The sequence below is a fragment of the Paraburkholderia lycopersici genome, assembly GCF_900096975.1.
GTDB lineage: Bacteria > Pseudomonadota > Gammaproteobacteria > Burkholderiales > Burkholderiaceae > Paraburkholderia > Paraburkholderia lycopersici.
Genome location: NZ_FMYQ01000044.1, coordinates 1 through 13,914 on the forward strand (window position 1 = coordinate 1; position 13,914 = coordinate 13,914).

The following is a 13,914-nucleotide window of genomic DNA, read 5'->3' on the forward strand; positions in this document are numbered from 1 at the left end:
GGCATCGCTTCCTGTCGGGCAAAACAAGACAGGAAGTTAACACCAAGTCAGAAAAGTTAACAGCCCAGAAACTTAATTTCGCAACAGCTTCTTAGCTGAAGTCGCGGGAGCAGTGGAAAGAAATATATTTGCCAACTGAATCTCTTGTGTGCCGCGTTCCTAAAATATGCTTGGGATCGTCGGGTATAAAGTGAGGGTGATATGCATAAGTAGAGAATCATTTCGGGCCAGTGACTCCCGGGCAGGACGGTGAGCGATGAGCGCCTGAAAAGCGATTTTTAAAAGTAAAAATAGCAGTTCGAGAATCGCAAGTGGGCGAGCCCTCCCTGCGGATTCTTGTGGTAACGATGCATACGGGCCCCGCAAATGCGGCACGCGCCTTCAGGGCCGGGGCCTCCGGCTATCTGACCAAGGAAAGCGCCAGCAGGGAGTTGATCAGCGCAATGACCAGAATCGCTTCCGGCGGGGTCTATATGAGCAACGCGGTCGCTGAGCGTCTTGCGCGGAACCTGAACGAACCCATTGAGACAATGCCGCATCAACGACTGACAGACCGCGAGTTCGAGATTTTCAGGGCAATTGTTGAGGGAAAGAGCCTGACGGAGATCGCGGCTGAACTGCAACTGAGCGTGAAAACCGTCAGCAGTCACAAGGCGCACATCATCGAGAAGATGGAGATCCCCAATGATAACGGCCTGATCCGGTACGCAATCCGTCAAAGGCTTTTCGAAGATCCAGGTGCTGCTTAGGCTGCCATGCCCTCCAGTACCTTATGTGTCGCCGACCGCCGAGATCAGAGCCATGGCATAACAGCCTGCTTGCCTCCTCGCGGTCGGCCGCAACATATTTCGCGGAGACACATAAGAACGGATCTTTCGCCAGCACGGTCTGCACCTTCGCGGCCAGGCCGTCGAAGCCACAGCGCATATCCGTAAATCCGGCGGCAACCCAGATGCGTGTGTTCGCCAGCGAGCCGATCATCGGCTCAGGCACTGGATCACCACGCGCAGTGTGTCGGGATCGATGCGCCCTTCAACGTGTATCTCGCCTCGAGGCAACTGGATGCGTATCTTGCCGTTCGTTGGTGCGGCAGGGGTGGATGCTGCCGGTTCGGTGACGCCGCTGTCGCTGGTCTCATTTACGCTGACAGGCAGCAAGGTACATTCGCGCGCATCGGCACCAAGCCGTCCTTCGAGATACTGCTTACGCCAATCGAACACCTGATTCGCGTTCACTTCGTGACTACGCGCGATCTCCGCCACCGAACGTCCACTGGATAACGTCTCCTCGACGATCTGGCGCTTCTCGTCCGGTGTACGCCGCCGATACTTGCGGGCGCCTTGGACTTCGGTGAATTCGGTCACTGTGTCCATGATTTCCTTTATGGGCACAGTGACATATGTGCCCCGGGAAAAGCATGGCGACAGCTTCATCAGGCGTCTATACGGTCACAGTCGGACGGTTACCCTTCGAGCTTGCTCGCGGCCACGATGGATGGGCCTGGGCCGGCCGCGGTCTCACTGCCTTTACCGACGATACGCGCGCCAGTCTGCGGGGAATCGGCGTTCGTCGCCATGATAGGCTCCTGAGATGATCGAAGGTTGCGTGATGGATTCGCATCGCCTGCGCGCAGACGGTGCATCGATCGTTTCGCAACCCGCGCGCCCGGGCCGGGACGCCATGGCAGCGAGGCCAGGCCGGAACGCCAATTGCGCGACAGAGACGTTCGACGAGCCCTATCGCGAAGGAATCCACCATGAAACAGAAGTTGGGAGAAGCGCGCACGCCGCAGGTGCGAAAAGGACAGATGAGGCAAGGTCTGTCGCGCGAGGCGTTTCGGGTGCGCTATATGGCGCGCTATCACGATCCCGCGTTTCGAGCCGAGGACGCCGCGCTCGCGCGCCTCGAAACAATTGCCTGGGACGCCTATAGCGAAGGACGCAAGGCGCCGATGACCTCGAGGGCGGGGGAGGGTTACGCCGATCCGGAGTATGATCTCTCCACCGAATGGCGTCTGACGCACGAGCGCCTTGAAGCCGCGCAGCGGCGCCAGCAGCAGAGCGATACGCGCTCCCGCGTGCTCGTGGTTAATGCATCGTCGCGCAATGACTATACGTGCCCGGGAGAAATGTCGAAGAGTTTCCGGCTCGCGCAGATCTGCGAGCATGAACTGACGCAGGCTGGGATCGAAGCCGACATGCTGGACCTCTCGCGCCTCGCCGCCGAACCCGATCTCCACATTTATCCGTGCAAGGCCTGTGTTTCCACGGCAATGCCGCTATGCCACTGGCCGTGCAGCTGCTATCCGAACCATTCGCTCGGTCAGGTCAACGACTGGATGGCGGAGATCTATGAGCGCTTTGCGGCCTGCCACGGTGCGATTTTCGTGACGCCGGTGTACTGGTATCAGGTGAGTAGCCCGCTCAAGCTGATGATAGACCGGCTCGTATGCGCGGACGGCGGCAATCCCGACCCTTCCTCGACTCACGGGAAGCATCCGGACGAAGCGAAAGCGCTTGAACTGGCGGGCTGGCATTATCCCAAGCATCTTGCGGGACGAGCGTACGGCGCGATCGTGCATGGCGATGTGGCAGGCATCGAGGACACGCGCCGCGCGCTTTCCGACTGGCTCGACTGGATGGGATGGGTGGACGCCGGTGCGTCGGCGCGCATCGACCGCATGGTGGGCTACTACGAACCCTACGCGAGCTCGCATGACACGCTCGACGCCGACGTGCGCTTCCAGCAGGAGGTGGCCAACGTGGCGCGTGCGGTGGGGAAAGCGGTGGTCGCGCTCCGCGCGGGCAAGCTGCATCGCGCCGACGAAGGTATCGAGCCGCCACGTGCGAAATGAATCTGGTCAGCATTGCACAGGAATGTGCAGTTGTACAAGCTACGGGCGAGCGCTTCAAGCTGTACGATTGGGACCCGCCGCGCCATCTCGCGTGCATGCCATTGTGCGTCTGGACTCCAAAAGGAGAGACGATGTCGCTTGTTTTGCCTCACGACGTGAGCGACGGCGCGCCGCGGCTGATCGTGGTTTCGCCACATCTGGACGACGCAGTGCTCGGCTGCGCAGGTCTCATCGCAAGGTGCCCTGGTTCGATCGTTTGCACGGTGTTCGCGGGCGAGCCCCCGGCGCCGATGCATACGCAACGGGATGAAGCCAGCGGCTTTGCCGATGCGCAGGAAGCCGTGCGCGCGCGCAAGCGGGAGGACGAGCGAGCGCTAGCGATGTGTGGCGCCACGCCGTTGTGGCTGGATTTTCTGGATGGCCAGTATGGCGCGACGCCGGACGTCAAAGACGTTGCGCACCTTGGCCGACCAGTTCGCGCGTTTTGGCGCCTATTTGCCCGTATGCCCATTCGGCCTGTGGCATTCCGATCATCAACTCGTTGGCGCCGCGTGCCGTTTGCTGCTGCAAAGGGAGTGTCTTGCACGATATATCGCCTATGAGGACGCTATTTACCGCGCAATGCCCGGTGTGCTCGATGAGGGTTTCCAGCGCCTCGAAGCAGATCGCCTGCGGGTGAGCCCAATCCGAGCGCAGGCATTCGGCCGGTATCCGGCTCGGCGGCTCGCGGCGATCAAGCGACGCGCAGTGGGGGCATATCCGAGCCAGATGCGTGCATTCGGGCCGTTTCCGCCGGATGTGGAGCGGCCCGAGCGTTACTGGCAGGTGGAACGGCATGCATTGCCCACATAGGCCAGCGCCGCCACTACCAATCTGAAGCGGACGTGTCCGCTTGTTCGAACGCCCCACGCGGCGCGCAATCGCCTCGGTTTCTTTCTGCCTCTCGCACGTCCGCGCGCATGCGCAGCACGTGAGCAGCAACGGGCCGTCGGCGGCGCATGGCCCAGTCAATCCCCCGCCAAAGCTCCCAAAGATCCTCGCCTGGCCGACCCGCACGGCACGCGCCGCCGAGAGCCCGCCACGTCGCCGTCAGCGCTTCGCCACGTGGCAGACGCAGCCACGCGACGAGCGCCGCATTGCGCGCGAGCATTCGGCGGCGCAGCGCGCTGTCACGCGCGAGCGAAGGCCGATGGTGCACTGCGAGCTCGCTCGCATAAGCGATATCGTAGCCGTCCTGCAAGACATCAAGCGAAAGTAATGCTTCCTCGCCGCCGATGAAAAGACGCGGTTCATAGCCGCCCAACGCGTTAAAGAGCGTGGTGCGGAACACGCATGCGCCTGCCATGAAGCCGACCAGATTCGGCAGAGGATGAGCTGCATGCGCCAATGGGCTCGCGGCCATCAGCGCGCAGGTGGGATCGAGTTTGTAGTCCTTGCCTACGCGTACGGACGCGGAGAGCACGCCAATGCTTGCATGACGGTCCAGCAATTCGACAGCGCGCGCAAGCGACCCCGGCTGCCAGTCGGTGTCGTCGTCACTGAACGCCACGTAGTCGGTGGTCACACGTGAGGCGCCTGCATTACGCGCAGCGGCACCCAGATTGGCTTCGCAGCGCAGCACGCGCAAACCCGGAAACGTCTGGGCGAGCAGGTTTGGCGTGCCGTCAGTCGAGCCATTATCCACCACGATGACTTCGGGCCGCTCCGGCAGACGCAACAGCGAGGCGACCGTGCGCATGACTTCGGCGCGCCGGTTGTGCGTGAGCACGACCACGCTGATGCGGCGGTTCAGGAAGAAGAGACCTTGCATACCTGCGTCTCCGCTCGGTTTGTCGTCGCCGCTGCTGCGGCGGTGCTCACAAGCAAGCCTCCTGGATCAGCGCTTGCGATCTCGCGCTGGAAGTACGCAATGGTCGCGTTCAAGCCGGCATCGAACGACGTGTGCGGCGACCAGCCGAGCAGCACGCGCGCGCGTTCAATGGAAGGGCAACGGCGGCACGGATCGTCCACGGGCAGCGGTGCGAATGCGATCTCCGAGATCGATCGCGCGGCGGCGATGACGCGGCGGGCCGTGTCGAGCATCGAGATTTCCTGCGGATTGCCGATATTGACGGGGCCGTCGGGAGGCGTTGCGCGGCTCATCAGCAGCACGAGGGCGTCGATCAGATCATCCACGTAGCAGAAACATCGCGTTTGCGATCCGTCGCCATAGACGGTGAGCGGTTCGCCGGCCAGCGCCTGCATGACGAAGTTCGAGATGACACGGCCGTCGCGGGGATGCATGCGCGGCCCGTAAGTATTGAAGATCCGCGCAATGCGAATATCGAGGCCATGCTGGCGCATGTAGTCCATGCACAGCGTTTCGGCGCAGCGCTTGCCTTCGTCGTAGCACGAGCGCGGGCCAATGGGATTCACGTGGCCCCAGTAGTCCTCTGTTTGCGGATGGCGGCGCGCGTCGCCGTAGACTTCGCTGGTGGAAGCCTGCAGCAGTTTCGCCCGCACGCGCTTGGCGAGCCCGAGCATGTTGATCGCGCCGTGCACGCTCGTTTTGGTCGTTTGCACCGGATCGTGCTGATAGTGCACCGGCGAGGCGGGGCAGGCGAGGTTGTAGATCTCGTCCACTTCCACGTACAGCGGAAAGGTGACGTCGTGGCGCATCAGTTCAAAGTTGGCGTTGTCGAGCAGATGCGCCACGTTGCGCTTGGAGCCGGTATAGAAGTTATCCACGCACAGCACGTCGTGGCCAAGCGCCACGAGCCGCTCGCACAAATGCGAGCCGAGAAAGCCCGCGCCGCCGGTGACGAGAATGCGTTTGCGGTTCAGTTCTTTCACGTTTGTCGTCCTTTGAAAAGTGCTGCAAGCCACACGTTCACGCGGTCACTTCCCGCAACGCGAGATCCCAGTCGTGCGCGAAGCGATCGATGGAAAAGCGTTCGAGCGCGTCGCGCCGCGCGCGTTCGCCGAGGCACCGTGCGAGTGCGGGATCACGGATGAGCGCGCGCATGCAGTCGACCAGCCGGTCGATGCGTGTATCGACGAAGCCGTTCTCGCCATCGCGTATCACGCTTGCGAGTTCCGTCGTGGCGAGCCCGACAATGGGCAGTCCGACCATCATTGCCTCGACAATGGCCAGACCGAGGCTGGTCCAGCGGATCGGATTGAAGAAGAAGCGGTAGCGTGACACGAACTGCGCGAGCTCGATATTCGAAATCTCGCCGATGCCGCCGAGGCTTTGCGCGTCCATGCCCACGAGATCGAGCGGCACCCTGTGACGAACCTGCTCGAACACATCCGCACCGAGTCGCCGTCCGCGCTCGCGCAGATGATTGACGACGACGATGCCGCGCGACGTTGCGCCCGTGTAGCGCGCGCCTTCAGGCACGAGCACCCCATGCTCAATCACACGGGTAGGCGTCGCGCCGCTGTCCCACATCAGCGCGTTGAAGGGCGTCACGTGCACGAGCAACGCGCCGCCGTCGTCTACCCAGTGCCGCTGCGCAAACGGCGCCTCCTGCGGCGGGTCGTGCTCGATATACACGCGCGGCAAGCGGCGCTGCGCGTCGCTCAGCAGCTCGAACCGGTCATGCTCCCAATGGCTGCGCTGCTGGTACACGACTACGTCGAACTCATGCGACGCAACGTCTTCGGCAGCGACCTCATGGACGTTCGCGCCCCAGGGAAGCACACCCGCGCGGCCCGCATAGCCCGCCGGCCGCCCCGGTTTGGTCACGACATGGAAGTCGTGCGGCGCCTGCGTGAGGTAGTAAAGATAGTTGCCGTGCACGTGCCAGGAAAGCACACGCAAGGGCCGCGTGTTTCGCATCAGCATGGCGGGGTCCTCCTCGTCGGCATGGCGGCACCGTAGCCCCGGGCCGTGAAGCCGGCCATGCCCTGGGTGTCGAGCAAGTGAGCTTGCGCAACGGCCGCGACCTGCTCCGCGCTCACGTTGAGCGCGCAAGGGTGGCCGTACGGGCAGGCATGGAACGAGCAAGGGCGGCAAGCGGGCCAGTCGGCGAGCACGCGGTGCCGGGCGCGGTCGAGCGGCGCCCAGCGCCGCGTATCGCTGCCAGAGGCGACGACCACGCTCGGCGTGCGCATAGCGGCCGCCACATGCGAGATGCCCGTGTCGTTGCAGAGCACGAGCCGGGCCTTGCGCACGAGCGCCGCGAGCGCACCGAGCGTGGTTTCGCCCGCAAGGTGATGAGCGGTCTGCGTCATGCCGCCCAGTACGCTCGCGGTCAACTCCCGTTCGCCTGCGGTGCCGGTCACGGCGATCTGCCAGCCGTCAAAGGCGAGTGCGTCGGCAACGGCGGCGAAGCGCTGGGCCGGCCAGCGCCGCGAGGGCAGCTGCGCACCCGGATGCACGAGCACGAGCCGCCCGGGGTCGAGTCCAAAGCGCTCGACGAGGTCGTCGCACGCAGCGTAGTCCGCGTCGTAGAGCGGAAACCAGAGGGTGTCGTCGCGCAGCGCATGGCCTCGCGCGCCCAGCGCGTGCATCAGCGCGAGGTAGCGCTGCGGCTCGGGCAGCGCGTCGGGCCACGGCAGGTAACAGCCGGGCGGCGGCGCTTCGCCGGGCTGGCTAAAGCCTCCGAGCGCGCGCGCGCCGAACTCATCAACCAGCACGTTTGCCACGCCTCCGCTGCCATGAAGCTGGATCGCGAGATCGAAGCGGCGCATGCGCATCGCGTCGAGAAACGCAGGCAGGCCGCGCTCGTCCTCGGCCTGTTCGGGAAAGCCGCGCGCGCCGGGAAAGACAATGTGCTCATCGACCAGCGTGGGGTAGCGCGCCACAAAATCGGCTGACCACGGCAGACCGACGAGGGCGATGTGCGCGCGGGGGCAGGCTGCACGCAACGCGCGCAACGCGGGCACGCTGCAGAGCATGTCGCCGAGCTGCAGCGCGCGGAAGATCACGATGCGGCGGGGGGCGAGGGCGTCGAGCAGAGTCGGCATGGGCACATCCGTTAGAGGAACCACACGCGGTAACTGGCGGCTCCCTGGAGCCGCCAGAAAATCGAAAGAAACGGAATCCACAGCGACGTCCAGATCATTTCGGCTACATGGAGCGCGTCGCGACGCGTACCGCGCAAGCGGCGTACGCAGAACGCAGCGGTGCAGGCGATCCATGCGGCGAACGCAGCCAGGGCGACCCTCGGCTGACCCCAGGCGAGAGAAGCTAGCAGCACGAGTACGCTGATCAGCACCGCGTAGTAAAGGAGCGGCGGCCCCGCCCCGATGCGCTCGCGATACAGCGCCGGATGCTTGCGGAACAACAGCGCCTCGAAGCGGCTCTTGCGCTGCTGCGCGAGACTCACACCCCAGCGCGCGGGACGCACAGGGTGCACGACCACGGCATCGTCGGCGCGTACTACACTCGCGCCCGCCTGCAGCAATGCGAACTGCAGGTCCGAATCCTCGCGCCACGCCGCTGTGAAGCGCTCGTCGAAGCCGCCGATCTGCGAGAGCGTCGCGCGCTGCACGAACGCATTGGCCGTAGCGAATTCGGCGTGCGCAAGGCCGCTTGCGTCGCGCTCATAATCGCTCGGTGCCACGCCCAGCGGTACGACGATGCGGCCCGCGGCGGCTTGCGCGTGCGCGAGCGCGGCAAGCCCCGCGCGCAGCCAGCCGGGGTCGGCAATCGTGTCGTCGTCGGTGAACGCGATGAGCGGCGCGCGCGCCGCGCGCCAGCCCGCATTGCGCGCCGCAGCCGGCCCTTGGGTGGCGCGCACCGGCACGTAACGGATCGCCAGCCCGCGGGCGGCTTGCATCGCCGCCATGCGTTCCACCGTCGCGCGCGTCTCGTCGTCCGGTCCGTCGTCGCACACGACGATTTCATAGTCGTCAGGCGAGAGATCCTGCGCGCACAGCGCGGTGAGGCACTGTCCGAGCAGCGTCGCGCGATGGTACGTCGGCACGACCACGGCAATGCGCAGGTGTTCGAGCAATGCGCCCGCATAGCCATCGAACCGGGGTTCCTCCGCGCCGATGGGCCGCGGCTCGCGCAACTCGACGTCGGCGGGTCTCATGCGCGTGCCTCGCTCTTGCGCACGAGGAAGGGGCCGATCACGAGCGCATCGAGCGGCGAGGTCCAGAACGATTCGAGCGCGTCGCGCGGCGAGTTGACCATCGGCTCGCCGCGGGTATTGAACGACGTGTTGACGAGCACCGGCACGCCGGTGCGCCGTTCGAACGCCGCGATCAGGTCGTAGTAGAGCGGATGCTGGTCGCGGTTTACGGTCTGGATGCGCGCGGTGCCGTCCACGTGGCGCACGGCGGGAATGCGTTCGGCCTTCCCGGGCTGCACGTCGAAGATGAACAGCATGAACGGCGCGCGCCTCGCGCCCACGAACCATTGCGCGGCGCGCTCTTCCAGCACGACCGGCGCGACCGGCCGAAAGTCCTCGCGGTCCTTGATCTCGTTGAGCTTCGCCTGCATGCCGGGATCGACGGGCGAAGCGAGTATCGAACGGGCGCCGAGCGCACGGGGGCCGAACTCCGTGCGGCCCTGATACCAGCCAATCACATGTCCGTCGGCGAGCAGTTGCGCGGCTTCCTCGGCGATATTGTCAAGCCTCCGGTAGGAGGTTTTCGACCAGCGCAGGAACTGCTCGATGGTCTCGTCGTCGAACGCCGGCCCGAGGTAGGCGTGGTCCATCTGCCAGCGGCGTTCCGCGCGTTCGCCTGCGGCTTGCGCCGCTTCGCTGCGCAAGCGGTAGTCGGTCCAGAGCGCAGCGCCGAGCGCGGTGCCTGCGTCGCCCGCGGCGGGCTGCACCCAGATGTCGTCGAACGGGCCGTTATCCCGCACATACGAGTTCATCACGCAGTTCAGCGCTACGCCGCCCGCCATGCACAGCTTCGGCAGTCCCGTGCGCGTATGGAGCCAGCGCGCCATCTCCAGCACCGTTTCTTCCAGCACGCACTGCAGCGAGGCGGCGATATCGAAATGCCGCTGCTCCAGGGGGCCGCCGCGTTCGCGCGGTACGCCGAAGCGGTCCACGAGGTGCGGGTCGGCGACGGTGTAATGGCCATTGCCGTTGTACTGTACGATTTCGCGGAACTGGTCGGCATAGGCCGGTTCGCCAAACGAGGCGAGGGCCATGACCTTGTACTCGTCGGAAGAATGCAGGAAGCCGAGCCAGCCTGTCACGGCTTCGTAGAGCAGCCCGAGCGAATGCGGCAACTCCACCTGGGTGATGCGCTTGTACTTGCCGTCGCGAAATTCGCCAAGGCTCGTGGTGACGCCTTCGCCGCGACCGTCCATGGTCAGAACGGCGCATGCGTCGAAGGGGCTTGCGAGAAACGCGCTCGCTTCGTGAGCGAGGTGGTGCTCGACGTTATGCCAGACGAAGCCGTTTTCGCGGTCCACGCCCGCAAAGCGCTTGCGCAGATGATGCGGCGCGCCGTCCAGCAACTGCGCCTTCGCATTCACGATATAGCTGAGAAAGAGCGGGTCCCATGGCGACGCGTTGGCTTCGATGCGCGCGCGCGAGGGGTCGAGTGGCAACGCGATGGTCGCGCCGGGCCGGGTCGGCATATCCGGAAAGAGAGCCGGGTCGTAGGAGTAGGCAACGTGGTCGACGTCGGCTAGCGTGATGCCGGCTTCCCTGAGGCAGGCGTCGATGGCGTCGAAGGGCAGTTGCCATGTCGAGAACGGCACGGGACGCTTGGCGTGCTTGACGTGCGTGAAGCGCTCGTCTTCGGCGGCGGCGATCACCACGCCGTCATGGACCAGCGCCGCGGCGCTGTCGTGATAAACGGCATTGATTCCGAGTGTGTACATGAACGGTCTCCCGTTGCGGGCGGTGGGTTGCAGGGTCAGGCGGGCTGCGGCGCATGCGCGCCGGCTTCCTCGAGCAGTTCGCGCGCCGCTCGCGCGACGTCGCCCGGGGGCACGCCGCGCAGGCAGGCGTGGTGGCCTTCGGGGCACTCGCCGCGATAGCACCATCGGCACGCCACGTCCCGATAGAGCAGGCGGTGCGGCGTCATCCACGGCGAGTGCTGCGGATTCGTGAGCGCGTAGAGATCGACCACGGGTTTGCCGAGCGCGGCGGCCAGATGCGCCGGCCCGCTGTTGTTGGCGATGAGCAGTGAAGCCTGGTCGAGCAATGCGATCAATTCGCCGAGCGTGAGCGCCCCCGCGAGATCGACCAGGCGCGTGCTGCCCGGAGAGCGCGAGAAACGCATCACGTCGCGCGTCAACGCGCTTTCCCCGAGGCTTCCGGTGAGCAGCAACGGGCAACGCACTGTGGGCGCGAGCAGATCGAGCGCTTCGGCGAAGAGCGCCGGGGGATACCGCCGGGAAGGCGCGCTCGCGCCCGCATGCACGACGATGCAAGGCTCGGCAGGATCGACGCCATACATGCGCAGCTTCTGCGCGAGCGTGATGCGCGCGGCGGGGTCCACGCTCATGCGCATGCGTGAATCGGCCGGGTCGGCGAGATCGGCGCCCACGCTGCGCACGAGCGCGAGCTGCCGCTCGACTTCGTGGCGCACGTCCGTCTGCGGCTCGCGCTCCGGCAGCCAGTTAGTCAGCAATGCGTAAGGATTCTCGCGGCAATGCGCGAGACGCCGCTCGATCCCCGCGAAGAAGCACAGCGTTGCGGCCGGCAGCGGATTCTGGCTGTAGACCGTGAAGATCGCCGCGGCGTCGAAGCGCCCGGCGCGCACGCGCGCGAGCACGGCGTCTTCGTTGCCCGCGCCGTCGGCGTGTCCTTTGGCTGATGCGTGAGCGCCGTTGGCCCATGGCGCGTCGTATTCGATGACGTCGTCCACGTCGGGCAGATAGGGCGCCATGGCCGCGCCTGCGGCCGAAGTCAGCAGGGTGATATGACGGCGCGGCGCGCTTTCGCGCAGCGCGTGCATTGCGGGCGTGGTCATCAGCACGTCGCCTAGTTGATCGAGGCGTACGCAGAGAATGCGTCTGACCTCGGTCCCCCAGGGCCTGCATGCAGGCTGCCGGCGTGGCGAGCGCGAGTGCGCATCGCGCGGCGTGATGGCAAAGGCGGTTCCGTTCATCGCAGCGCCGCCTCCTGTGCGCCGTGGTGCGTTGGCACCCGTACGCGCCGTTCGTGCTCGTAACGCTCGATGATCAGCTGTGCCGCCTCGTGCAGATCTGCAACGATCGCGTAGGGCAGGCGCGCTGGCGCGCTTTGCCACAAGGTCTCATTGCCGCAATCGGCGAGGATCGCGCGGCAACCCGCGCGATTGCCCGCTTCCACGTCGTCGAGGATGTCGCCGACCATCCAGCTGCGCGCGAGGTCGATGCCATGCTCGCGGCTCGCGCGCAGCAGCATGCCGGGCGCAGGCTTGCGACAGGTGCAGTTGCACGCGTAGGGCGCTACATGGCCGAGCGGGTCGTGCGGACACCAGTACGCAGCATGCAGCGTGGCGCCGCAGCCGACGAACATGCGGCGCAACTGCGCCTCCACGCCGCCGAGCGCCGCGTGCGCGAAGCGCCCGAGCGCAACGCCGCGCTGGTTGCTCACCACGAATAGCGGTAGTTGCGTTCGCGCGAGCAGCGCGAGCGCCCGCGCGGCGCCTGGGGCGAAACGCATGCGTGAGGGATCGACGTTGTGCGGCACGTCTTCGAGCAGTGTGCCATCCTTGTCCAGGAACACCGCTGGGCGGGTAGCGAGCAATCCGCGGGGCCCTGTGGTTCGTTTCAGCATATGGTTCGCTCCTCAGCCCACGGCGCGCAGCACGCGGCCCTGGGTGGTTTCCCTCGCGTGCTCGCGCGTGTCGAGGCGCACTCCGGCAAGCTGCGCATACACGTCTTCGAGTTCGAGACCGATCTGCCGCCACGTAAAGTACGCCTGGGCGCGCTTGCGTCCCGCTTCGCCCATCGCGCGGGCGTGCGCGGGGTCGTCATGAATGGCAAGCAGGCGCTCGGCGAGCGCCTGGGGATCGCGCGGCGGCACGAGCCATCCCGTTTCGCCGTGACGTACCGAATGGCGAATGCCACCCACATCCGCGCCGATGACAGGCGTGGCGCATGCCATTGCCTCCACGGGCGTGATGCCGAATGGCTCGTACCACGGCGTGGTCACGAACACGTCGGCGGCGCTATAGAAGTCGCGCAACTGCGAACGCTCACGGCGGCCCACGAAGGTCACGCGTGGCTCGATCCCGCAGCGGTGCGCAATTCCGCGCAGTCGGGCGATCTCGGGTGTGGCGATTTCGTTTGGCGTGTCCGCGTCGCCGCCAACGACATAGAGCCGGGCTTTCACGCCGTGGCGCGCCTCGAGCGCGGCCACACCGCGCACGACGTTGTCGATACCCTTGCGCTCCACGAGGCGGCCGAGTTGCAACACGCAGAATTCGCTGGTGGCCCAGCCCAGACGGCGGCGCGCCTGCCGCTGGTCCACGGGCGAAAACTCGTCGGGATCGAAACCGCAGGCGATGACGGCAATCCGCGCGGGGTCGGCGCGATAATGCTCGACGAGGTCGGCTTCGTCGGCCGGACACTCGGCGACGATACAGTCCGCGCGCCGCACGAGCTCATCTTCGATCGCAAAGCGCTCATCGGGAAAACCGTCGTTCGCACCCTGGTGCAGGCGCCGCACGCGTCCGAGCGCATGGAACGTCATGACGAGCGGCACATGAAGCGCGTCCTTGACCGCGAGCGCCGCCAGGCCCGACATGAAGAAGTTGGCGTGAATGACGTCGTAGGGACGCCTTTCGGCGCGGCAAAAGTCCACGAGAAACTCGGCGAACCGGGGCATGTGGGGCAGCAGCAGTTCCTTGGGCAGCTGCATGGGCGGCCCGGCGGGGACGTGAATCACGCGTACGCCGTCCATCTCCAGAAGGGGCGGCAGCAAGGCGCGGTCGCGCCGCGTGAAGACGTCGACCTGATGTCCGGCGCGCTGGAGTTGACGCGCGACATGCGCGACGTAGATGTTCTGTCCGCCGGTATCGACGCCGCCCGCCACGGCGAGCGGCGATGCGTGTTCACTGACGAGTGCGATTTTCATGACGTGTCCTCGCGAGAAGTGGGTGGCGAGCAATGTGCCGCATGCAAAAGGGGGCACGGAACAGCTCCCCGAATGTTGCACCCGGTGCAA

At 65.6% G+C, this 13,914-nt stretch carries 13 protein-coding genes and 1 pseudogene; 3 read left to right on the top strand and 11 right to left on the bottom strand.

Annotated elements, in window-relative coordinates:
- Positions 1 to 320: 320 nt before the first annotated feature.
- Positions 321 to 749: pseudogene (locus BLU17_RS30260) on the top strand (LuxR C-terminal-related transcriptional regulator); the annotation flags it as partial.
- Here BLU17_RS30260 and tnpB read toward each other — a convergent pair.
- Entirely contained in the window at positions 661 to 981 is a 321-nt protein-coding gene (gene tnpB / locus BLU17_RS34690; RefSeq protein WP_092005829.1) for an IS66 family insertion sequence element accessory protein TnpB, read from the bottom strand. The pseudogene BLU17_RS30260 and the gene tnpB overlap by 89 nt on opposite strands.
- Positions 978 to 1,373, bottom strand: coding sequence for an IS66-like element accessory protein TnpA (gene tnpA, locus BLU17_RS34345; protein ID WP_176929237.1), 396 nt, complete (start codon positions 1,371 to 1,373; stop codon positions 978 to 980). The genes tnpB and tnpA overlap by 4 nt, the downstream gene beginning before the upstream one ends.
- 434 nt (positions 1,374 to 1,807) lie before the next feature.
- Between tnpA and BLU17_RS30275 the strand changes: the two genes are divergently transcribed.
- Together BLU17_RS30275 and BLU17_RS30280 are read left to right on the top strand one after the other, a co-directional pair.
- Positions 1,808 to 2,854 (top strand): flavodoxin family protein, encoded by a 1,047-nt coding sequence (locus tag BLU17_RS30275; RefSeq protein WP_245747093.1) that lies wholly within the window; start codon positions 1,808 to 1,810, stop codon positions 2,852 to 2,854.
- Entirely contained in the window at positions 2,851 to 3,456 is a 606-nt protein-coding gene (locus tag BLU17_RS30280; protein ID WP_245747087.1) for a PIG-L deacetylase family protein, read from the top strand. Before BLU17_RS30275 ends, BLU17_RS30280 begins: the two co-directional genes overlap by 4 nt.
- A gap of 263 nt (positions 3,457 to 3,719) precedes the next feature.
- On the opposite strand, the gene BLU17_RS30285 is transcribed toward BLU17_RS30280, so the two are convergent.
- The 9 genes from BLU17_RS30285 to BLU17_RS30325 form a co-directional block, all read right to left on the bottom strand.
- Positions 3,720 to 4,664, bottom strand: coding sequence for a glycosyltransferase family 2 protein (locus BLU17_RS30285; protein ID WP_092005838.1), 945 nt, complete (start codon positions 4,662 to 4,664; stop codon positions 3,720 to 3,722).
- A complete protein-coding gene (locus BLU17_RS30290; RefSeq protein WP_092005841.1) occupies positions 4,643 to 5,686 on the bottom strand; it encodes a UDP-glucuronic acid decarboxylase family protein in 1,044 nt (347 codons plus the stop codon). The genes BLU17_RS30285 and BLU17_RS30290 overlap by 22 nt, the downstream gene beginning before the upstream one ends.
- A gap of 37 nt (positions 5,687 to 5,723) precedes the next feature.
- On the bottom strand, positions 5,724 to 6,680 hold the full coding sequence (locus BLU17_RS30295) for a glycosyltransferase family 4 protein (protein ID WP_092005937.1): 957 nt from the start codon (positions 6,678 to 6,680) through the stop codon (positions 5,724 to 5,726).
- A complete protein-coding gene (locus BLU17_RS30300) occupies positions 6,677 to 7,807 on the bottom strand; it encodes a glycosyltransferase family 9 protein (RefSeq protein ID WP_425434161.1) in 1,131 nt (376 codons plus the stop codon). Before BLU17_RS30300 ends, BLU17_RS30295 begins: the two co-directional genes overlap by 4 nt.
- 11 nt (positions 7,808 to 7,818) lie before the next feature.
- Positions 7,819 to 8,880: a glycosyltransferase family 2 protein gene (locus BLU17_RS30305; protein WP_092005843.1), complete on the bottom strand. Its 1,062-nt coding sequence runs from the start codon at positions 8,878 to 8,880 to the stop codon at positions 7,819 to 7,821.
- Positions 8,877 to 10,634, bottom strand: coding sequence for a carbamoyltransferase family protein (locus BLU17_RS30310; RefSeq protein WP_092005846.1), 1,758 nt, complete (start codon positions 10,632 to 10,634; stop codon positions 8,877 to 8,879). The genes BLU17_RS30305 and BLU17_RS30310 overlap by 4 nt, the downstream gene beginning before the upstream one ends.
- Positions 10,635 to 10,669: 35 nt before the next feature.
- Positions 10,670 to 11,731, bottom strand: a complete 1,062-nt coding sequence (locus tag BLU17_RS30315; protein WP_342713885.1) for a glycosyltransferase family 9 protein — start codon at positions 11,729 to 11,731, stop codon at positions 10,670 to 10,672.
- Between the two features lie 134 nt (positions 11,732 to 11,865).
- Positions 11,866 to 12,522: a D-glycero-alpha-D-manno-heptose-1,7-bisphosphate 7-phosphatase gene (locus BLU17_RS30320; RefSeq protein WP_092005852.1), complete on the bottom strand. Its 657-nt coding sequence runs from the start codon at positions 12,520 to 12,522 to the stop codon at positions 11,866 to 11,868.
- 12 nt (positions 12,523 to 12,534) lie between these two features.
- Entirely contained in the window at positions 12,535 to 13,824 is a 1,290-nt protein-coding gene (locus BLU17_RS30325) for a glycosyltransferase family 4 protein (protein ID WP_092005855.1), read from the bottom strand.
- Positions 13,825 to 13,914 lie beyond the last annotated feature (90 nt).